This window comes from Enterobacter sp. RCC_40, assembly GCF_041360735.1.
Classification (GTDB): domain Bacteria; phylum Pseudomonadota; class Gammaproteobacteria; order Enterobacterales; family Enterobacteriaceae; genus Enterobacter; species Enterobacter ludwigii.
This window is the reverse complement of record NZ_JBFUPR010000006.1, coordinates 43,166-64,054: the sequence shown is the minus strand read 5'-3', so window position 1 is coordinate 64,054 and position 20,889 is coordinate 43,166. Positions and strand designations below refer to the sequence as shown.

Annotated in this window: 21 protein-coding genes; 8 read left to right on the top strand and 13 right to left on the bottom strand. The window is 55.8% G+C overall.

Features of this window, described 5'->3' with window-relative positions; genetic code table 11:
- Positions 1–2: 2 nt before the first annotated feature.
- A complete protein-coding gene (gene acpT / locus AB6731_RS18445; protein WP_025202827.1) occupies positions 3–596 on the top strand; it encodes a 4'-phosphopantetheinyl transferase AcpT in 594 nt (197 codons plus the stop codon).
- Here acpT and arnF read toward each other — a convergent pair.
- The 8 genes from arnF to AB6731_RS18405 all read right to left on the bottom strand — a co-directional run bounded on the left by arnF (position 553) and on the right by AB6731_RS18405 (position 8,772).
- Positions 553–957: a 4-amino-4-deoxy-L-arabinose-phosphoundecaprenol flippase subunit ArnF gene (gene arnF, locus AB6731_RS18440; protein ID WP_049021795.1), complete on the bottom strand. Its 405-nt coding sequence runs from the start codon at positions 955–957 to the stop codon at positions 553–555. The two genes, acpT and arnF, sit on opposite strands and share 44 nt — an antisense overlap.
- Positions 954–1,292, bottom strand: a complete 339-nt coding sequence (gene arnE / locus AB6731_RS18435) for a 4-amino-4-deoxy-L-arabinose-phosphoundecaprenol flippase subunit ArnE (protein ID WP_014172049.1) — start codon at positions 1,290–1,292, stop codon at positions 954–956. The genes arnF and arnE overlap by 4 nt, the downstream gene beginning before the upstream one ends.
- Positions 1,289–2,944 (bottom strand): lipid IV(A) 4-amino-4-deoxy-L-arabinosyltransferase, encoded by a 1,656-nt coding sequence (gene arnT / locus AB6731_RS18430; protein ID WP_063435118.1) that lies wholly within the window; start codon positions 2,942–2,944, stop codon positions 1,289–1,291. The genes arnE and arnT overlap by 4 nt, the downstream gene beginning before the upstream one ends.
- Positions 2,941–3,843: a 4-deoxy-4-formamido-L-arabinose-phosphoundecaprenol deformylase gene (gene arnD / locus AB6731_RS18425; protein WP_063215119.1), complete on the bottom strand. Its 903-nt coding sequence runs from the start codon at positions 3,841–3,843 to the stop codon at positions 2,941–2,943. The genes arnT and arnD overlap by 4 nt, the downstream gene beginning before the upstream one ends.
- The gene (gene arnA, locus AB6731_RS18420) at positions 3,840–5,822 is read right to left on the bottom strand and encodes a bifunctional UDP-4-amino-4-deoxy-L-arabinose formyltransferase/UDP-glucuronic acid oxidase ArnA (protein WP_371006647.1); all 1,983 of its coding nucleotides are present in this window, start codon (positions 5,820–5,822) and stop codon (positions 3,840–3,842) included. Before arnA ends, arnD begins: the two co-directional genes overlap by 4 nt.
- Positions 5,819–6,802 (bottom strand): undecaprenyl-phosphate 4-deoxy-4-formamido-L-arabinose transferase, encoded by a 984-nt coding sequence (arnC, locus tag AB6731_RS18415; RefSeq protein ID WP_044858896.1) that lies wholly within the window; start codon positions 6,800–6,802, stop codon positions 5,819–5,821. Before arnC ends, arnA begins: the two co-directional genes overlap by 4 nt.
- A gap of 1 nt (position 6,803) precedes the next feature.
- On the bottom strand, positions 6,804–7,943 hold the full coding sequence (gene arnB / locus AB6731_RS18410) for a UDP-4-amino-4-deoxy-L-arabinose aminotransferase (protein WP_371006646.1): 1,140 nt from the start codon (positions 7,941–7,943) through the stop codon (positions 6,804–6,806).
- A gap of 322 nt (positions 7,944–8,265) precedes the next feature.
- Positions 8,266–8,772, bottom strand: a complete 507-nt coding sequence (locus tag AB6731_RS18405) for a phenolic acid decarboxylase (RefSeq protein ID WP_020884514.1) — start codon at positions 8,770–8,772, stop codon at positions 8,266–8,268.
- Between the two features lie 99 nt (positions 8,773–8,871).
- Between AB6731_RS18405 and AB6731_RS18400 the strand changes: the two genes are divergently transcribed.
- Together AB6731_RS18400 and AB6731_RS18395 are read left to right on the top strand one after the other, a co-directional pair.
- Positions 8,872–9,753 carry a LysR family transcriptional regulator gene (locus AB6731_RS18400; RefSeq protein ID WP_020884513.1) on the top strand — a complete coding sequence of 294 codons (882 nt, stop codon included), beginning with the start codon at positions 8,872–8,874 and terminating at the stop codon, positions 9,751–9,753.
- 33 nt (positions 9,754–9,786) lie between these two features.
- Positions 9,787–10,581 (top strand): SDR family NAD(P)-dependent oxidoreductase, encoded by a 795-nt coding sequence (locus tag AB6731_RS18395; RefSeq protein WP_025202822.1) that lies wholly within the window; start codon positions 9,787–9,789, stop codon positions 10,579–10,581.
- A gap of 4 nt (positions 10,582–10,585) precedes the next feature.
- Here the strand turns inward: AB6731_RS18395 and AB6731_RS18390 are convergent, their stop codons facing one another.
- The gene (locus tag AB6731_RS18390) at positions 10,586–11,113 is read right to left on the bottom strand and encodes an NlpC/P60 family protein (RefSeq protein ID WP_371006645.1); all 528 of its coding nucleotides are present in this window, start codon (positions 11,111–11,113) and stop codon (positions 10,586–10,588) included.
- A gap of 240 nt (positions 11,114–11,353) precedes the next feature.
- On the opposite strand from AB6731_RS18390, the gene AB6731_RS18385 reads away from it, so the two are divergent.
- Positions 11,354–12,016: an HAD family hydrolase gene (locus tag AB6731_RS18385; RefSeq protein WP_014172059.1), complete on the top strand. Its 663-nt coding sequence runs from the start codon at positions 11,354–11,356 to the stop codon at positions 12,014–12,016.
- 45 nt (positions 12,017–12,061) lie between these two features.
- Here AB6731_RS18385 and AB6731_RS18380 read toward each other — a convergent pair whose 3' ends face one another.
- Together AB6731_RS18380 and AB6731_RS18375 are read right to left on the bottom strand one after the other, a co-directional pair.
- On the bottom strand, positions 12,062–13,090 hold the full coding sequence (locus AB6731_RS18380; RefSeq protein WP_025202820.1) for a TerC/Alx family metal homeostasis membrane protein: 1,029 nt from the start codon (positions 13,088–13,090) through the stop codon (positions 12,062–12,064).
- Positions 13,091–13,255: 165 nt separating this feature from the next.
- A complete protein-coding gene (locus AB6731_RS18375; RefSeq protein ID WP_020884509.1) occupies positions 13,256–13,654 on the bottom strand; it encodes a potassium channel family protein in 399 nt (132 codons plus the stop codon).
- Between the two features lie 334 nt (positions 13,655–13,988).
- Between AB6731_RS18375 and AB6731_RS18370 the strand changes: the two genes are divergently transcribed.
- Positions 13,989–15,323, top strand: coding sequence for an MFS transporter (locus tag AB6731_RS18370; RefSeq protein ID WP_371006644.1), 1,335 nt, complete (start codon positions 13,989–13,991; stop codon positions 15,321–15,323).
- A 37-nt stretch (positions 15,324–15,360) separates the two neighbouring features.
- On the opposite strand, the gene AB6731_RS18365 is transcribed toward AB6731_RS18370, so the two are convergent.
- The gene (locus AB6731_RS18365) at positions 15,361–16,098 is read right to left on the bottom strand and encodes an IclR family transcriptional regulator (RefSeq protein WP_068795387.1); all 738 of its coding nucleotides are present in this window, start codon (positions 16,096–16,098) and stop codon (positions 15,361–15,363) included.
- Between the two features lie 169 nt (positions 16,099–16,267).
- Between AB6731_RS18365 and AB6731_RS18360 the strand changes: the two genes are divergently transcribed.
- Positions 16,268–16,960 (top strand): RraA family protein, encoded by a 693-nt coding sequence (locus AB6731_RS18360; protein WP_371006642.1) that lies wholly within the window; start codon positions 16,268–16,270, stop codon positions 16,958–16,960.
- Entirely contained in the window at positions 16,960–17,898 is a 939-nt protein-coding gene (locus tag AB6731_RS18355) for an NAD(P)-dependent oxidoreductase (protein ID WP_371006641.1), read from the top strand. The genes AB6731_RS18360 and AB6731_RS18355 overlap by 1 nt, the downstream gene beginning before the upstream one ends.
- Before the next feature lie 32 nt (positions 17,899–17,930).
- Here the strand turns inward: AB6731_RS18355 and AB6731_RS18350 are convergent, their stop codons facing one another.
- Positions 17,931–19,127 (bottom strand): NAD(P)/FAD-dependent oxidoreductase, encoded by a 1,197-nt coding sequence (locus AB6731_RS18350; protein ID WP_049021804.1) that lies wholly within the window; start codon positions 19,125–19,127, stop codon positions 17,931–17,933.
- A gap of 229 nt (positions 19,128–19,356) precedes the next feature.
- Between AB6731_RS18350 and pitA the strand changes: the two genes are divergently transcribed.
- On the top strand, positions 19,357–20,856 hold the full coding sequence (pitA, locus tag AB6731_RS18345; RefSeq protein ID WP_025202815.1) for an inorganic phosphate transporter PitA: 1,500 nt from the start codon (positions 19,357–19,359) through the stop codon (positions 20,854–20,856).
- Positions 20,857–20,889: the final 33 nt, after the last annotated feature.

Sequence of the window (20,889 nt, the reverse complement as noted above, 5' to 3'; positions counted from 1 at the left end):
CTATGTACCAGTTTATACTGGGAAAGATCTCCACCCTGAGCGCAGACCCGCTGGCGTCGACGCTTGCACATATGGCACCTGCGGGTGCACGAAATGCATCCTGGCTGGCGGGGAGAACCCTGCTCGCCAAAACGCTTTCTCCTTCTCCGTTACCCGAGATCGTCTATGGTGAGCAAGGGAAGCCGGCCTTCGTGGATGCGCAGCCCTTCTGGTTTAACCTGAGTCACAGCGGCGATAATATCGCGCTGCTGCTGAGCGACGAAGGCGAAGTGGGATGTGATATCGAAGTTATCCGCCCACGTGAAAACTGGCAGGCGCTGGCTAACGCCGTCTTCAGCGTGGCGGAACATGCGGAGCTGGAGCGCGAAGACCCGGAGACAAAGCTTTCTGCTTTCTGGGGGATCTGGACGCGTAAAGAGGCCATCGTGAAGCAGCGAGGCGGCAGCGCCTGGCAGATTGTCAGCATCGACAGCACGTCGCAGACGCATTCGGTAAGCCAGCTCCAGTTCGGCTCGCTCAGTCTTGCCGTCTGCACCTCAACGCCTTATACCCTTACCGCCGGGACGATTGCTCACCACGGGATGTCCGTGGCATAAAAATCACCAGCACGCCGAGAATAATCATCCCGACCCCCGCCAGCCCGTGCCAGGAAAAGTGTTCGTTCCAGCCGGGCAACAAAATGGCCGCGGCCCACACCAGAATGTAACTGAGGCTCAGCAAGGCATACGCTTTGCTGAGTGCCATGCGATGCAACGCCAGATACCAGCAGCCCATCGAGGCCACATACCCCATGAGTCCCAGCAGCAGCGCGCCAGTACCGGATGAGAAGTGCCAGAGCGCCGAGACAAACGCATAAAGCTCGCTGACTGGCGGCAGGGCCTGCATGGCATAGCGCAGCAGCAGCTGCGCCGCGCTGACCAGCATTACGCTGCATAACGCCCAGAACGTTCCTCTCACAGGCTTCCTCCGAGGATAACAATGCCGATGATGATGAACCCGACGCCCAGCCAGTGATGCAACGCGACTTTTTCATGCCAGAATGCTTTCGCCGCCAGGGTCACCCAGACAAAATTGAGGCTCAGCATAGGGTAGGCAACGCCGACAGGCAGGCGTTGCAGGACCACCAGCCAGACCAGCATGCCGCTGCCCAGTGCCAGCAATGCCAGGCCCAGCCACAGCATAATATGCGCGCCACGCCGCCCGGCTTTCGCCGGACGGGTGGCCTGCTTCTGACACAGCTGCCCTGCGCAGGTCAGCAGGCTTGCCAGTATCAACCAGAGCCAGGTCGTCATTGCGGTAAATACTGCAGCCAGGCCAGACGGCCCTGAATATACAGGCTGTCCGGTTCTGGCAGATGAGCCCGCTTAATATCGTCGTGTTTTGACAGCAGGATCACCAGTGACACGCCCCCCTGCTGGCGATGCGTTGCCAGCCACTGCGCAAAATTATCTTTCTCGACAAACCGGTCTTTCACATCCGGGTACGCTAGCCCGTAGCTCAGCTCGCCGCTCTGACCAAACAGAATGATGTCATTACGCTTAAGCTCCCACGCCAGACCGGAGGCCACGCCAACATTGTTCGCCAGCACAAACCGGCTGCTCTGAAGCGGGTCACGGATGGTATCCACCAGCGACTGCGGCTGTTTGGAATCCACCACCAGGTTAGGAATGGCAAACCCGATCAGCAGCGCCACGCCAGCAGGACACAACGCCGCCAGCCACCAGCGCTGCGCGCTTTGCCGCACGGTAAACCAGCCGACAGCCGCCCAGACGAGAAACGCCAGCACCGCGCAGAAGACTTTATACAGCTCAACGGATGTCCAGACCGGATGCTTAGCAACCCCCCACGGTGAGACCACCAGCGCCGCCACCACGCCAATCACACCAAACGCCAGGTTAATCCCGCCGTTAATGCGTAACGCTCTGGCCCCTTTGTCCGCCGCGATGCAGGCATAGCGCGCCATCAGGATAGCCAGCGGAGCAAAACACGGCAGGATGTAGGTTGGCAGTTTGCCTTTGGCAATGCTGAAGAACAGCAGCGGCATCACGACCCATCCAAGCAGATAAAAGCCACCGCCCGTGTTGTCTCTTTCGCGCCAGCCCAGCCGAAACGCGCCGGGCAACAGCGCCAGCCACGGCAGACTGCCGGCCAGCAGGAACGGCAGGTAGTACCAGAACGGCGCCTTGTGCTGAGCATCGCTCTGGGCAAAGCGCTGAATATGCTCAACCCAGAAGAAGTAGCGCCAGAAATCAGGCTCTCGGTGCGCAATGGCCAGCGCCCAGGGCAGGACGATCAGCACACAGCTCACGATGGCCAGCCAGCCAAAGATCAGCACCTCTTTCCAGCGCTTCTGCGCAATCACCCACGGCAGCACGCCTATCACCGGCACCGCCAGCGCCAGGAATCCTTTGGTCATCACCCCCATGCCGCAGGCAAGCCCGAGCAGCACGTAGCCACCCGCTTTTCCGGCCACGGTTTCAGCCTGCGAGGCCAGCCAGAAGCTGCACATAGCGGCCACCAGCCACAGGGTAATGATGGGATCCAGCACGGCGTACGTACCAATGCCATACACCAGGAACAGGGTCAGGAAGATAAGGCCTGAGAAAATGGCAACGCGCTTATCCCGCCACAGGCGCCACGCCATCCAGATCACCAGCAGAGCCGTCAACCCGGTTGAGAATATGGCGCCGGCGCGCACGGCAAAGTTAGTATGCCCAAACAGCAGTTGCCCGATACTGTTGATCCAGTAGCCCGCAATCGGCTTTTCAAAGTAACGCAGCCCCAGAAAATGCGGGACAATCCAGTCTCCAGACGCCAGCATTTCGCGGCTGATTTCCGCATAGCGCGTTTCATCAGGCTGCCACAGCAGGCGGATATCGATCGGAATGAGGTAGTAAACGATAAACAGTGCGAGAAGCGCTAAGCCATAACGAGCTGCTTTCATGATACCGGACTCACGGTTTGTTGATAGCCAAGCCAGCCTTCCCGGCCAGCCAGTTCATTACGCACAATTTTGCCCACGGGCAGGACGCTAAGATCCTCTGGCAGCAATTCGCTCAATGGACAAAACTGAATCTCCTCCTGAGCGGCCATCGTCAACAGTGCATCGAAATCATGCTGATACGCAATCCCTTCCACTTCCGCGTGGATGGTATAGACGGGCGTACCAGCGTCGCGATGAATGCAGTCCAGAATATAGCGATTGAACCCTCCGGCACTGACCTCGCGCCCAACCACTTCATCCCAGGTGGGAAGCGTGACCGGGATTTGCACCGTCCCCAGGCGATTCTCCCCGATGAGCGGCAAAAAAGGCCCGGTGCCGCGGCAATCGCTGTTGTAGCGAAACGCGAAGGGTTCTTTAGCTTTCACCACGCGTTGGTCGGCACGCCATCCCGCCACGGCGGAACAGCGAATCGTCTGACCGGTAATGGCCTCCAGCTCCAGCATGCCGCGCTCAACTTCACGCGACAGGCGTGGAATATCCCAGACGCCAGCCCAGGCCTGCCAGGCATGGTGATCCCAGGCATGCAGTCCAACCTCATGGTGCTGTGCCGCGTCGCGGATAACGGCTTCATTACCCGCGCCAATGCGCCTGCCGGGCCATGCGGTTCCGGCCAGCAAAATATCCCAGCCGTAGAGAGAGGCTGCGCGTGAGCGCAGCATTTTGAACAGAAATGCCGGTTTAACCAGACGCCATAAATGACGTCCCATATTGTCAGGCCCCACGCTGAAGAAAATGGATGAGCGCACGTTGTGCTTGCTCAGCAGTTCCAGCAGTTTGGGTACGCCGTCACGCGTCCCCCTGAAGGTGTCGACATCAATGCGTAAACCGACTTTTCTCATGAGACCTGTTCCGACAGCTCCACGGTGCGCAGGAAGAAATCGAGCGTTTCATCAATGGTCTGATCCATCTTCACCGTCGGTGTCCAGTTCAGGCAGCGTTTCGCATTACGAATGCTCGGTTTACGGTGCTCAACGTCCTGATAACCGTTACCGTAGTAGCTGCTGCTTTCCACTTCACGGAAACCGGCAAACGGCGGGAAGCGATCGCGCAGCGGATGACGTTCAAAGCTTGCCAGCAGCATCTCAGCCAGCTCGCGAATGCTCGCTTCGTTATCCGGATTACCGATGTTGATGATCTCTCCGTTGCAGCGACCCTCTTTGTTTTCGATGATGCGGAACAGCGCCTCGATACCGTCGCTGATATCCGTAAAGCAGCGTTTTTGTTTACCGCCTTCGATAAGCTTGATGGGCGAGCCTTCCACCAGGTTCAGGATCAGTTGGGTGATGGCACGTGAGCTGCCGATACGCGCCGCGTTAAGGTTATCCAGACGTGGCCCCATCCAGTTAAACGGACGGAACAGCGTAAAGCGCAGACCCGCTTTCTCGCCGTAGGCCCAGATCACGCGGTCGAGCAGCTGCTTGGAGACGGAATAAATCCAGCGCTGTTTGTTGATCGGCCCGACGACCAGGTTAGAGGTATCTTCGTCGAAGTTTTTGTCAGTACACATGCCGTACACTTCAGAAGTGGACGGGAAGATGATGCGCTTGTCGTATTTCACACAGTCGCGGATGATCTTCAGGTTCTCTTCGAAGTCCAGCTCGAACACGCGCAGCGGGTTACGGGTGTACTCAATCGGCGTGGCAATCGCCACCAGCGGCAGCACCACGTCACATTTTTTAATGTGATATTCAATCCACTCGGAGTGAATGCTGATATCCCCTTCCACAAAGTGGAAACGCGGGTTGTCGAGGAAACGACTGATGGCATCAGCACCGATATCCAGACCATAAATTTCGTAGTTATCGTCTTTCAGCAGACGCTCGGTCAGGTGGTTGCCGATAAAGCCGTTGACGCCGAGGATCAGCACGCGGGTGCGGCGTTTGATGGCCACAACCGGTGCGCTGGTGATCAGTGCGCCAGTGACCAGCCCCAGAGACTGAGCCAGCTGCGCGCCCTGAACGTAAACGCCGTTATCGGTTTGCCCGGTAACGATCTCCAGCGCCTGCTCGCCACAGCTGACAATCAGCGGGGAAGCCGAGACAACGGTGCCCGGTTTGGCGGCAGGAATGTCGTCGCGTACGCGGGATTTCCAGACGATAAATTTACTTACGCCTGCAAAGCTGTACGCCCCCGGCCAGGGGTCGGTAACGGCACGCACCAGGTTGTGCAACTGACGAGCCGGCTTGTTCCAGTCCAGACGGCCATCTTCTGGCCGGCGACGGCCAAAACAGCTCGCCTTGCTCTCATCCTGCGCGGTCTCGCTGAAGGTGCCGTTAAGGATCGTCGGCAACACATCACGTAGCAGGCTTTGCGCTACGGTGCAGAGCTTCTGATGAAGCTGCAGCGCAGTTTCATCCGCGTCGATAGCCACGCGCTGCTGCGCGATGATGGCACCGGCATCTGCGCGGTGCACCATACGGTGCAGAGTGACGCCAGTTTCCGTTTCGCCGTTCACCAGCACCCAGTTCAGCGGTGCGCGGCCACGGTAGGCGGGCAGCAAAGAGCCGTGAAGATTAAATGCCCCTTTTGCGGCCAGACTTAAAATCTCATCGCAAATCAGGTTGCGATAATAGAACGAGAAGATGGCATCAGGCGCGAGCGCCCGGATGCGATCCACCCACAGCGGATGGTTGACATCGTCCGGGGCGTAAACCGGAATACCGCGCTCTGCGGCGATACGCGCCACCGAGCCAAAGAAGTTATTCTCTCCGGCCGTGTCCGGATGCGTGAAGATTGCAGCGATTTCATAGCCCGCTTCCAGCAGGGCCAGCGTGCCCGCACACCCCATATCGTGATAGGCAAAGACAACAGCTTTCATGGGTGAATTTCCTCTTGAGATGCTTTGTGTTCCTGGCGGACAACACGTTGAATAAAGTAGCGCGGACGTGCGCGAACATCGTTATAAATACGGCCAATGTATTCCCCGAGCAGGCCCATCCCGACAAACTGGGCGCCGATGAACATAAACAGCACGGCAAAGAGCATGAAGACCCCTTCCGCCGCCCATTGGGGACCGTAGATCAGGCGGAGTAACACCAGCAGCACGGAGAGCGCGAAGCCGAACACGGCAATGATGCTGCCGAAAACGCTCAACAGGCGCAGCGGCGTGGTGGTCAGGCAGGTGATAAGGTCGTACATCAGGTTGATGAGACGCATAAAGCTGTACTTCGATTCCCCGTGCTCGCGCTCGGCGTGCAGTACCGGGATTTCCGTCGCCTTACGGGCAAAGGTGTTCGCGAGAATGGGAATAAACGTGCTGCGTTCATGGCAGTGCAGCATGGCGTCGACAATATGGCGGCGGTAGGCGCGCAGCATGCAGCCATAATCGCCCATCGCTTTGCCGGTGGTCCGCTGGATCAGACGGTTGATTGTGCGGGAAGCCAGCTTACGGAACAGGCTGTCCTGACGGTTTTGCCGCACCGTGCCGACCACGTCGTACCCTTCATCGGCCTTTGCAACCAGACGCGGGATCTCTTCCGGCGGGTTTTGCAGATCGGCATCAAGCGTAATAATCAGATCGCCCGTCACGTGGCTGAACCCGGCCATAATGGCGGAGTGCTGACCGTAGTTACGGTTAAGCAGCACGGCAACAATATGGCTGCCCTCGACCTGCGCGGCTTCGGTCAGCATCAGCGCGGAATTATCGCTACTGCCATCATCCACCAGCAGTATTTCATAGGCTTTGCCGAGCGTGTCGCAGGCGGCCGTCGTGCGGCTGATCAGTTCGGGCAGGCTCTCCTGTTCGTTGTAAACGGGGATAACCACAGAAACTTTTTGTACAGGCGGTGCGCTGAACATATCAATTTCCTGCAAGCTGATGGAGCGCGGTAATGACGCGGGTTGTGTCGTCATGAGTCATGTCCGGGAAAAGGGGGAGAGAACAAATACGCGCGCTATTCCATTCAGAATTCGGGAGCGATACATCAGGAAAACGCTCGCGGTAGTATTTTTGCGTGTGCGCCGCGCGGAAATGCAGGCCGGTACCAATGCCTTTTTCCTTCAGGGCTGCCATCAGGTTGTCGCGAGAAATCCCGCAGCTGGCTTCATCCACGCGAATGATGAACAGGTGCCAGGCGTGGACGTGCGGCCATGAAGGAATACGCAGCGGCTGGAACGGCGTATCGGCAAGCTCGCGCAGATAGCGTTCAGCAATGTCATGACGTCGTGCGTTGGCCTCTTTCAGTTTGCCCAACTGCACCAGCGCCAGCGCGGCGTTGATATCCGCCAGGTTGTATTTGAAGCCGGGCGTGATAACTTCTGCCTGCGGTGCACGACCGTGCGTCTGGCGGTCGTAGGCATCCACACCCAGGCCGTGGAATTTCAGGCTACGGATCCGCTGCGCCAGTTGCGCATCGTCCGTGACCACTAACCCGCCTTCGGCGCAGGTCATGTTTTTAATGGCGTGGAATGAGAAAATCGCGGTGCCCTGCCAGCCCACGTGACGCGAGTGGTAGTACGTGCCGGCTGCATGCGCCGCATCTTCAATGACCGCGATACCGTGACGCTCCCCGATGGCGCGAATGGCGTCGATGTCACACGGCGCGCCGGCATAATGAACCGGAACAATCGCTTTTGTGCGCGGCGTAATGGCGGCGTCGATCGCATCCGGCGTGACCATCAACGTATCCCGGTCCACATCAATCATCACCGGGGTTGCGCCCAGCAGCACAATCATATTCAGTGTGGATACCCAGGTCAGGGAGGGGGTAATCACTTCATCGCCTGGACCAATACCCAGCGCCATCAGCGTGACATGCATTCCCGCGGTCGCTGAGCTGACGGCAATCGCATGTTGATTCCCGGTTAGCTGACAAAATGCCTCTTCAAGCGCCTGATTTTTCGGTCCTGTGGTGATCCAGCCGGAGGTTAATACCTCCTGCAACGCCGCTAATTCCTCGCTACCCATGGACGGCCGGGAAAAAGGCAAAAAATCACTCATCATTAATTTCCTTGAAATAAGAATGGCACGCTTTTGATATTAACCAAATGCCGGCTCGTTTATTTCAACGAACCATAAACTTATATCAAGGTAGCTAACATTTCTTAGGGAAAAATTAAGAAAGACATTCCATTCACTTTATCCACCCATTAACCACTTAAAATACAAAGAGTTAAATTATTATGAATTATTTATTGTGTGATCAAACTCGACCTTTGCCTGCAATTTTTTAAACATAACATCAACAAACAAAAAAAATCCCGGCTATTTCTTTTAAAAGAAGAAATAGCCGGGAACTTTTCTTTTTAGTTAATTGTCGCGCTTATTTTAAATTATCAGGAAAGTTTTTTGGTAACTCGCTCGCCGCACAGGCAATAACGCTTTCATTATTCGCCCCACAGTCGCGAACAAAGGTGATCGTCGCAAATTCATCAATGACTTCAGTGGGGTATGCCGGGCCCGCATCACGATACGCATTCATCAATGGAATATGATCGTTCTGGAAGCAGACGGTTTTTTCTGGATTGTTGATCACCCAACGCGGGAAGAAGATGGTGCCGTGGAACAGTTTGTCACCCAGGTTTGCTATCAGGCTCACGTCGGTACCGGTTGGTTCTGTCCAGGAAATTTTATAGATGCTCTCCCCTACACGAACAATATAAGCCTGCTGATCTTTCACCCAACGGTTCGCCACAATCCCGCTGTGAATACGGTAATCAAGGGTAGTTTCATTTTTGACATAAATCTCGTAGTTCCAGCCATTATCGTAGGTATATACAAGGTGTTTGCCGACGAAGCCGCTTAAGTCATGTTTGTCGAAGGTGTTCATAATGTGTCTCCTTTGTTTTGATGAGACGATCGTACCCCTTCAAAAAATGAATGAATAACGCTATGTTTGAATCAAACTCATCCAAATTTTAGATTAATCATGCATAAGACGACGCTTGAACAATGGTCATTACTGGAAAGAGTGGTCGAGGCAGGTAGCTTTGCCAAAGCAGCGGAAGAGACCAACCGCAGCCAGTCCTCGGTCAGCTATAACCTGTCGCTGCTGCAGGAGCGGCTGGGCGTGGCGCTGCTGGTGCCCGAGGGGCGGCGGGCTGTCTTAACCCCGGCCGGCGAACTCCTGCTCAACCAGGTTAAACCGTTGCTGAAAGCCTTCGCCTATGTTGAGACCCGTGCGGCAAGCCTGCGTAACGGAATGCGCACGCGGTTAGATCTGGTGGTGGACAGCATTTTCCCGCGCCGACGCCTGTTTGCTATTTTGCGTCAGTTCCAGCAGCTGTATCCGCAAACGCAGGTCCGCCTCACCGAAGTGCTGGAAAATAGCCGCACCGATGTCATTAATGATGAAGCCGACGTGATGGTGTTAACCCGCCGCCAGGACATAACCGGTCTTGGCGAATGGCTGATGAATATCGACTTTGTTGCCGTGGCGCATCATCAACATCCCCTCTTTAGCCTCGACGCGCCGCTTAACGACGATATGCTGCGCCCGTGGCCGCTCATTCAGATAGCCGACAGCCAGACCGCCGCGCGTGCGGCCGGCGAGTCGTGGACCTTTTCCACCATTGACGCAGCCATAGAGGCGGTGATGTCTCAGGTCGGCTATGGCTGGCTGCCAGAGGAGCGTATTCAGACCCAGCTTGATCTGGGGGTACTTAAACGCCTGCCGCTTAGCCATGGCGCACGCCGGGCTACGCCGCTGCACCTGATTGTGAAACGCTCCCTCGGCCCGCTGGATGAACAGGTTGAGACCCTGCTGCGCCTTTTTAGCCAGGAGCCGCCATCCTCACCTGCTACGCTTTAAGGTCCGAACGTTAAACACGATAAGGAGCAGATGATGAAGATCGATTTTACGGGGAAAGTCGCGCTGGTGACCGCCTCTACCGGCGGGATCGGGTTCGCCATAGCCCGAGGGCTGGCTGAAAGCGGTGCGGAAGTGATCATCAATGGCCGTAGCACGGAATCTGTGAATAAAGGTATCCAGCAGCTACAACAGGTTGTGCCTGGGGTGCAGGTACGCGCCGCGATTGCCGACCTCAGCACGGCTGAAGGGGTGGAATCGCTGCTGAACGTGGCGACCCACGTCGACATCCTGGTCAACAATGCCGGCATTTACGGCCAGCAGGATTTTTATGGCACCGACGATGACACCTGGGAGCGTTACTGGCAGACAAACGTGATGTCCGGTGTGCGTATCTCCCGTGCGCTGCTGCCGGGTATGGTGCAGAAAGGCTGGGGACGCGTGGTGTTTATTTCGTCCGAGTCGGCCTGCAATATTCCGGCAGACATGATCCACTATGGCGTGACCAAAACGGCGCAGCTGTCGCTCGCTCGCGGGCTGGCGAAGTTCGTGGCGGGAAGCGGTGTCACGGTGAACAGCGTATTGCCCGGTCCCACCCTTTCAGACGGTTTTGCCGGCATGATGAAAGACGAGATCGAGAGAACCGGCAAATCGCTGGAGGAACTGGCGAAAGAGTTTGTGATGACTCACCGCCCGAGCTCGGTTATCCAGCGTGCCGCGACGGTGGAAGAAGTCGCCAATATGGTGGTGTATGTCTGCTCGCCCCAGGCCTCCGCCACCTCGGGCGCGGCACTGCGCGTCGATGGCGGCGTGGTGGATGACATCATCTGATCCCTCAGACAGAACGGTCTGTGACCCGTCGGGCAGTAATATAGTGCGCCTGCCAGTAGTCATCAGTCAGGGTTGAGACGGTTACGCCCTGGCTGCGTGAGGCATGAATAAACTGGCTATTGCCGATGTACACGCCCACGTGCCTTCGGTCTGGACCGGTCTGAAAGAAGACCAAATCCCCCGCCTTCAGACGGTATTGCGCCACCTTCACGCCGCGATGGATCTGTTCGCCCGTCGTGCGCGGCAGATTAAGGTTCGCCGCATCGCTGAACAGATGCTGCATCAGCGCGGAGCAGTCCACGCCCCGATGTGTGGTCCCGCCCCACTGATAGTGGGTGCCTTTCCACTTCTGGTATTGCTCAAGGATCCGGGTACGCAGTGGTCCTGTTTCCTGGTGCAGCAGCACGGATTTTGCCGGAGAAAGGGCAAGCTCGCGGTTCATTGACAGCATCGACGCCGGTAGTTGAAAACTCAATGCCGAAAACGAAGCCAGACTTAACGAGAGGATTGAAATAAGCGATCTAAACGTCATATCAAAATAGATTCAGTGAGTGGATATTTTCCTTACCGGTGGGGGCCAACGTTCCCCCGAAATAGCGCTCAATGTGGCGATAATATAGACAGCTCGCTTTTCAACCAATTATTATTGAGACCAAAAATGGACTCACTTTCCGATCGCAAGATCGCGAAAAAAATGCTCAAGACAGAAGGACAGACAGGGTAAAGCAGGTAAACTAATCAACAGAATGTGTATTTTAGCTAAGACGTATTTATGACCAATATGATTGCCGACGAGGCCGTGGCCAAATCCAACGTGCTCTCCGTCTTCGACTTTGATGGAACACTGACGCACCACGACAGCTTTATCCCTTTCCTGCGTTTTGCCTTTGGTAAACGTTACTTCGCGGGCCGCCTGGTGCGTATGGCCTTACCCACGCTGCACTGCGTGCGTCGTAAGCTGACGCGCGATGAGCTGAAGGAAGTGCTGATTAAAACGTTCCTGACGGGCGTGGATGAACACTGGCTACGGCAGCAGGCGGAAGCGTTTTGCGAAAAATACTGGGACAAGCTGATGCGCCCTGCCGGCGTACTGGCCGTCGCCGCAGAGGTGAATTCCGGTGCGGAAGTGACCATCTGCTCCGCCTCTCCGGCGCTGGTGCTCCAGCCGTGGGCTGACAAGCTGGGGATTAAGCTGATTGGCACGCAGCTGGAAGTGAAAGACGGCAAGCTGACCGGGCGTATCACCGGCAACAACTGCCGCTGTGCCCAGAAGGTGGCGAGGCTGGAAAAAGTGTATGGCGATCTGAATAGCTACCACCTGCGCGCGTGGGGCGATACCCGCGGCGACCATGAACTGCTGGCGGCGGCGCAGGATGCACACTGGCGGCACTTCCATCCGCCGCGCAAGCGTCGACATTCACCGATTAAGTGTTAGACACTGTCTACCCGAAAACGGCAACCAAAGGTTGCCGTTTTGCTTTTAATGGGCTTCTTTCTTCCCCGGGAACATCACGCTGGTGATAATCCCCAGCGCCAGCACGCCAAGCACCACAAACAGGCTTGCCGTGGCACCAATGCTGTAACCGTGGTGCCAGAAGTGATCGGTGGCATTTAATCCGAGCTTGAACGCCACGAAGAACAGCAGCAGCACCACCGCTTTCTCCAGATGCACCAGATACTGCTTCAGCGCTTCCAGCACGAAGTAGAGCGTACGCAAGCCGAGGATGGCAAACATCATTGCGCTGTAAATAATAAGCGGCTCACGGCTGACGGCAATAATGGCCGGCACGGAGTCAAACGCGAACATCACATCAGAGAGTTCCACGACCGCCACGCAAAGCAACAGCGGCGTTGCGTAGCGTTTCGCCTTCTTCACGCGGCCAACCGTTACGTCCTGGTTTTCAGGTTTCTCCAGCTCCGCGTCCACCTCTTTCTGGGTCAGAATAAAGGCATTGCTGCTGATTTTAGGCCAGACAGGATAGAAGCGTTTCACCAGACGGTAAGCCAGATGGCCGGAGTAATCTTCAACCTCGTCACTCTCTTCATTGCGTCTGAGCATCATCACCGCCGTCCAGCCGACGACCAGCGCGAAGATAACCTCGACGTAAGGCCCCAGACTTAACAGGCTGGTACCAATGGCCACAAAGATACCGCGGAAAACAATCGCCCCGAGCACGCCCCAGTAGAGGACACGGTGACGATATTTATCCGGCACGCCGAACCAGGCAAAAATCGCCATCATCACAAACAGGTTATCGACGGAGAGCACCTCTTCCAGCGCGTAACCGGTGAGGAACAGGCTCGCCATCTCTGCGCCGTGGTGAACATACAGGAACCCGGCGAAAGCCATGGCCATCATGACCCAGAAGAGGGACCACATGGCAGCGCTTTTCAGCGAGATCGGTTTATCGTGACGGTGCATAAAGAGGTCGATAAACATCGCCCCGACGGCCATTACTACAAAGACAACAACGGTTTCAGTCGGGAAACCGAGATGAGCAGCAGACATACACAACCCTTTTGGCAGACAAAACACAACACCATGCAAACTGGCGTAAACCAGGAACGGAAAGGGGCAGGCTGTTTACCAGCCTTTAACCCTTAAAGCCGCGGCCTTTCAGGCCCGGCAAAGAGAGGTACTTTACCGCACTCCATGGGGTCGCGCATCTGCCGTTTAGGCGCTCATGCCGCGCAAACGCTGCAGTACGGCCACCAGAACCGCCACTGACCAGCCCACCATCAAGGCGCCGACCAGACCTTCCACGCCCCCAATCAGCCGCCAGTGCTGAGGCAACGTGACATCGCCGTATCCCACCGTGGCGTAACTGACCAGCGAAAAGTAGAAGCTGGTGTTCCAGTCGTTAAACGCATCAATAACAAAATAAAACCCGGCGAACAGACCGGCTTCAAGAAGATGGGCGAAGATCATGGAGATAACGATCCCGACATTACGCAAAACCACACGCACCGCAGAGTCGACCTCTAAGTTAATGAATTTTAAAACGCAAAACATCCACAGCGAATGGATGACCACCGTAAGGGTAAGCAAAATAATGATGCTGAGTAGCTGCATGAAAGGTGCTCTGACCGGGAAGAAAAATGACCCCGCGAACGCAGCGGGGCACCTGGAGTTGTCTGGCCTGGTCGAAGCTTAGCGGATCGGAGGAAAAAAGTTGGTGCAATAATTGCGCTGCGTGATTATCACCCTTATAGAGTCTCCTCTTTGCGGCTGGTTCGACTGCTATGAGCGATATATCTGGAGCGCACTATCTGTGAGTCACCTCTTATTTACATCATTTAAACCTTCCATTAACTGGATAAAAAGAACGCGCCGTCGCTATAGTGGTTTTGTTTAATAAAACTCAGTTGTACCTAATAAAACAAAGAACATACCCTGCGAGGACACAATGACAGAACATTTACGTAACGGTGCTACCGCCACCGAGGACATAGAAAGAGAGACGATGCGGAAGGTGATCTGGCGTATTCTCCCGTTTCTGATTGTCAGTTACCTGGTCTCCATTATCGATCGCGGGAATATCGGCATGGCTTCGCTGCAGATGAATGAGGACCTTGGCCTCAGCAAAGCTGCATTTGGCTTCGCCAGCAGTCTTTATTTCGTGGCCTATTTTCTGTTTGAAGTACCCAGCAACCTGGCCATGCAGAAAGTCGGCGCCCGTCTGTGGATCCCGCGCATTATGATCAGTTGGGGCATCGTCTCCATGTGTATGTCCCTGGTGCAGAACACCACGTCGCTCTATATCGTCCGTTTTCTTCTCGGTGCTGCAGAGGCGGGTTTCTTTCCGGGCGTCGTGCTGTATCTGACCTGGTGGATCCCGTCCCGCTACCGCGCACGCATTATTGCGTCCTTTATGGTCGCCATCCCGCTCGCTAACTTCATTGGCTCCCCGCTTTCCGGGTTGATACTGTCACTGGATGGCTGGCTGGGTCTTCGCGGCTGGCATCTGCTGTTCATTATTGAAGGCTTGCCGGCGGTGCTGCTGGGTATTGCCGCCTGGTTTATTCTCCGGGATCGCCCTCATCAGGCGAGCTGGCTTAGCAGTGAACAGAAACAATGGCTGGAAACCACGCTGGAAACCGAGCGCAATCAGCAAAAGAATATCGGACACCAGACCACCTGGCAGTTGCTAAAGCATCGCCAAATCTGGCTGATGGCGCTGATTTACGCGGGTGCATCGTCCGCGGGTACCACCATCAGCGTCTGGTCTCCTCAACTGCTGAAATCCTTCCATCTCGATAATCTTGAGACAGGTCTGCTTAACGCCATTCCTTACGGTCTGGCATCTGTTCTCATGATTGTATGGGGACGGAATTCCGATCGTACCAACGAACGCCGCTGGCATACCGCACTCACGCTATTCATAATTGCCGCCGGCGTGTTCGCCGCCTTTGTGAGCGTTTCGCTGTCTGCCACGATCGTTATCCTCAGCATTATGCTGATAGGCGCCTATTCAATGAAAGGGCCTTTCTGGGCGCTGGCGTCCGGTTGGATGAGCAGTACCTCAGCGGCGGCGGGACTGGCCGCGATTGGTGCCATCGCAAACCTGATAGGCGGGGCGGTGATGGTAAACGCGTACGGCATTATCAATGAGCGTACGGGCAGCTACACGCTGGCGATGCTTCCGCTGGCCGCGCTGTGCGTGACCGGGGGGATAGCGGTGCTCATTATGGGCCGACAGGCCCGCAACGCTCAGCTACACGAAAAACAGGTCACGCATTAGCGTTGACAGAAGCGGGACAACTGTCCCGCTTCTGCATTTAAAGATGTTCTTCCGCCGTATCGCTCGTTTCCCCAAAAAACTGCTGACAGAAGAGCTTACTGGCTCCCATTTTCTGCGACAGACGGCTTGCTGCCGCCTTCATCAACTGACCTATCTCCTTCTCACGACGATCTTCCGTCAGCCGTGAGATGGGGCCGGTCAGGGCTAACGCCGCAACCAGCTTGTCGTGAACGCCGAAGACAGGCATCGCAAACGCAGCGGTGTGGGGATCGCGTGCGCCTGACGTGTAGAATGGGAGTTCAGCGTCTCCCTCCGGCAGGCTCTCATTGAGCCCCCAATGGCGTAATACCTTACTGATGGCCGAATTATCGAGCGGAAACTGGCTACCGGGAAGATTGCTGTGTCGCAGGCCATGCGACGCTTCAGCGCGAAACAGGCAAAGCCGCTGCCCTCCCTCCAGCACATACCAGCTGGCACTCTCCTGAGACGCCAGGGATAAGGCCTGAAGCTCTGGCTGAACCACTCGGGAAAGATGGAAAGAGTGTTCATACAGCTTGCCGAGGTAAAGCAGACGTGGGCCCAGCGCATAATTGCCGTCTTCATGCCTGACGACGTAATTCATCCGTTCAAGAGAATTCATCAAGCGGTAAACCGTGGTTTTGTGATAACCCGATAGCTGTGCCAGCGCGGTCAGCGTCAGGCTCTCATCTCCAGGACGGAAGCAATCCAGTAAAGCCAGCGCTTTTTCAACCGCTACAACGCCTTCATTCCCCATCATTATCTCCTTGTTAGCCCGGCAGTGAGTGTACCTCAAATTTTGTGAGTCACTTCGTGTTTACATCACAAACGCCATCTCGGGTCTGGCTAAAAGGAAAGCAACACCGCTATAGTTGTTTTGCACTGTACACCTGCATTGTACTTAGTAAAACAATATGGAGGCATTCATGTCCGTTACTGAAAAAAAATCGATTAATCGCCAGTTTGATCGCGTTTCTGCCGAGGACGTTCGTCGGGCTGCCGAGTATCAGGCCGCTATTCTGGCCGACGTGGCCGGTCGCCGCGGTACACTTCATGGCCGCATCAAACCGCTGGCCCCACACATGTCCGTTGCGGGTCCGGCCATCACCGTTGAAGTCCGTCCGGGTGATAATCTGGCGATTCATGCCGCGATGGCGGTGGCGCAGCCCGGCGATGTCCTGATCGTCGATGGCAAAGGCGACCTGAGCTGCGCACTGCTTGGGGAAATCATGGCCACTCAGGCTCAGGCGAGCGGCATTGCGGGCATTATTATTGACGGCGCTGTACGAGACGCCGATACCTTGAGCAAAGGTCACTACCCTGTCTTTTCTGCCGGTCTGAATCCCTGCGGCCCGACAAAGCTAATTTCTGGTCGGGTTAATCATCCCATTTCAGTCGCCGGGGCGACGGTTCAGGCCGGGGATCTGGTTGTCGCGGATATCGACGGCGTGGTAGTCATCCCGCGCGATGAGGTTCAGGAAGTTATCGCGCTGGCAAAAGAAAAGCTGGAGATGGAGACCCGACGCCTTGCCGCCATCCGTGAAGGCGATTTACGTCCACACTGGCTTGATGACGCGCTGCGTAAGGCAGGTATGTTAGATGACGGGGAGACGCTGTGATGGGGGGCAAAGACGTAGTTCTGGTTACCGGAAGCGACCTGGCGGAGCAGGCCATGGTGATGTTGCAGGGCTTTGAGGTGGTGTTTGCGGGCCGCCAGCCCACAGAAGATGAACTGATCGCGCTGTGTGAACGACACAATCCTGTGGCGATTCTGGTACGTTACGGCAAGATTACCGCGAAAGTCATGGATGCCGCCCCCGCTCTGCAGGTTATTTCCAAGCACGGAAGCGGGATCGATGTGATAGACCAGAGGGCAGCGGCCGAGCGAAACATCGCCGTCCGCGCTGCGCCAGGTGCAAACGCGGCGGCAGTGGCTGAACATACCTGGGCGCAGATCCTCGCCTGCGCAAAGTCGGTGGTACCTCTGGACAAGCGCCTGCGAGACGGGCACTGGGATAAGGCAACGCATAAATCCATTGAACTGGAGGGCTTAACGTTAGGGCTCATCGGATTGGGTGCTATCGGCTCGCGTGTGGCACATATTGGCCACGCATTCGGCATGAAGGTGCTGGCTTACGATCCCTATGCTAAGTCCATGCCTGCCCTGTGTGAACGCGCAGAAACGCTGAATGGACTTCTTTCCCGTTCCGATGTCATCTCTTTGCACTGTCCGCTGACCGATGAGAATCGGGGGATGATCAATAGCCAGACGCTCGCACACTGCAAGCGGAACGCAATTCTGGTAAATACGGCACGCGGCGGACTGATCGACGATGAATCGTTACTGGCGGCGCTCAGGGATGGCACGCTGCACAGCGCAGCGCTGGACAGCTTTACCCACGAGCCGCTGACGGCGCCGCACCTCTGGCAGTCCGTAGAAAACGTGGTTATTTCACCGCATATTGGCGGCGTTACCGCAGCGTCATATATCAAGATGGGGACAGTGGCCGCAAGCAATATTCTTGCTGTAACAGACGTAACCACCGTCAGCCCGTAAAGCCATCTGTGACGAGTGGCAGTGCTCTTATGTCACTTGTCTTCTGCCAGCGCCTGAGCGCACGCCCAGGCACTTGCCCATGCCCACTGGAAATTGTACCCGCCGAGCCAGCCGGTCACATCCATCACCTCACCAATAAAATAGAGCCCCGGCACGTTGCGCGCTTCCATGGTGCGTGAGGAGAGTTCATGGGTGTCGACCCCGCCAAGCGTCACTTCCGCCGTGCGGTAGCCTTCGGTGCCGTTGGGCTGCACCCGCCAGGCTGTCAGCGTCTCAACCAGCACCGCCTGTTCGCGGCTGTTAAGCTGCTTGAGCGACACATCGGGGATCTGACCCAGCACCTGCAAACATTCCACCAGACGTTTTGGCAACTGCATGGCCAGCGTGTTTTTCAGGCTTTGATTCGGGTGCGCCGCGCGTTGCTCGTTGAGGAAAGCCTCCAGGTCGCAATCGGGTATCAGATTAACCGTGACAAACTCCCCCGGCTGCCAGTAGCTGGAGATTTGCAGTACCGCCGGGCCGGAAAGACCACGGTGGGTAAACAGCAGGTTTTCACGGAACACCGTACCGTCTTCAGCCGTAATGACCGACGGCACCGAGACGCCAGAAAGCGTCTGGAGCTGTTCCAGCAGAGGCTTATGCAGGGTGAACGGTACCAGCCCCGCACGGGTGGGCAGCACGTTCAGGCCAAACTGTTCGGCAATCTTGTAGCCGAATGGTGAAGCCCCCAGCCCCGGCATGGAGAGGCCACCGCTGGCAATCACCAGGTTATCGGCGCTGACGCTTTCCCCGTTTAACTGCAGCGTGTAGCCCTGCTCATCGCGGGACACCTCCAGCACTTCCGTGCGCAGGCGCATCACCACCCCGCCCTTCTCACACTCGGCCACCAGCATATCGACAATCTGCTGGGCGGAGTCATCACAGAACAGCTGGCCCAGCGTCTTCTCATGCCATGCGATACCGTGCTTACCCACCAGGTCGATAAAGTCCCACTGGGTGTAACGCGCCAGGGCCGATTTGCAAAAATGACGGTTCTGGCTCAGATAAGCTGCAGGTTCGACATAGAGATTTGTAAAGTTGCAACGCCCGCCACCGGACATCAGAATTTTACGTCCTGGCTTTTTACCGTTATCCAGCAACAGCACGCGACGACCCGCCTGTCCGGCCATCGCCGCACAAAACATACCCGCCGCACCGGCGCCAATTACCACGGCATCAAACCTTTCCACGTCAAAATCCTCTTCGTTAACTGCCGCGGATTGTAAAGTTTCCTCTGTGGTCACACCAGCGCAATTAACCGAGATATCAGTCATATACTTGAAATATAAAATATATTTCTTTACCTAACGCCAACAAAGCCGAAGTTATATCAAAAAAAAGCTATATTTCACTTTGCCCGCCGCGCATTTGTCCTGGATAATGCGCCGCGTTCATGTCCTCAAAATGGCGTAACGTCCTATGCTACATTTGTTTGCTGGCCTGGATTTACATACCGGGCTTTTATTATTGCTTGCTCTGGTTTTTGTACTGTTTTACGAAGCGATCAACGGCTTCCACGACACTGCAAACGCAGTAGCAACGGTTATCTACACTCGCGCAATGCGATCGCAGCTCGCGGTTGTTATGGCGGCGGTATTTAACTTTTTTGGTGTTCTTCTGGGTGGACTGAGCGTTGCATATGCGATCGTGCATATGTTGCCAACGGATCTGCTTCTCAACGTTAGTTCTGGCCATGGCCTCGCTATGGTGTTCTCAATGCTGCTTGCTGCAATTATCTGGAACCTCGGTACCTGGTATTTCGGCCTGCCTGCATCCAGTTCTCACACCCTCATCGGCGCGATTATCGGTATTGGGTTAACGAATGCCCTCATGACCGGTACCTCGGTTGTTGATGCGTTAAACATCCCGAAAGTGCTGGGAATTTTCGCCTCACTGATTGTCTCCCCTATCGTGGGTCTGGTGGTCGCAGGCGGATTGATTTTCATCCTGCGTCGTTACTGGAGCAATACGAAAAAACGCTCCCGTATTCACCTGACGCCGGCAGAGCGTGAGAAGAAAGACGGCAAGAAAAAGCCGCCATTCTGGACGCGGATTGCCCTGATCCTTTCCGCTATAGGCGTTGCCTTCTCTCACGGCGCGAACGACGGTCAGAAAGGCATTGGTCTGGTAATGCTGGTACTGATTGGCGTCGCACCGGCGGGATTCGTGGTTAACATGAACGCCTCCGGTTACGAAATCACCCGTACCCGTGATGCGGTGAACAATGTTGAAATCTATTTCCAGCAACACCCTGAGCTGCTGAAGAAGGCAACCGGCGTTGACCAGTTGATCCCTTCTCCTGAAGCAGGCGCTACCACTGCGCCGGGCGAATTCCACTGCCATCCGGCAAACGCGATTAACGCGCTGGAACGTGCCAAAGGCATGCTGGGTAATATCGAAAGCTACGACAAACTGTCCGTTGAGCAACGTGGTCAAATGCGTCGCATTATGCTGTGCATCTCTGATGTCACGGATAAAGTGGCGAAGCTGCCAGAAGTGAATGCTGACGACCAGCGTCTGCTGAAGAAACTGAAAGGCGATATGCTCAATACTATTGAGTACGCGCCAATCTGGATCATCATGGCTGTCGCACTGGCTCTCGGTATCGGTACGATGATTGGCTGGCGTCGTGTGGCGACCACCATCGGCGAGAAGATCGGTAAGAAAGGCATGACGTATGCGCAGGGTATGTCCGCGCAGATGACGGCGGCGGTTTCAATCGGTCTGGCGAGCTATACCGGTATGCCAGTTTCGACCACCCACGTACTCTCCTCTTCCGTGGCAGGGACCATGATTGTTGACGGCGGCGGTCTGCAACGCAAAACCGTGACCAACATTCTGATGGCCTGGGTATTTACCCTTCCGGCCTCTATCCTGCTGTCGGGTGGGTTGTACTGGATTTCGCTGAAGCTTATCTAATCGGCAGAACGCGATAAAAAAGCGGGTCAGGAA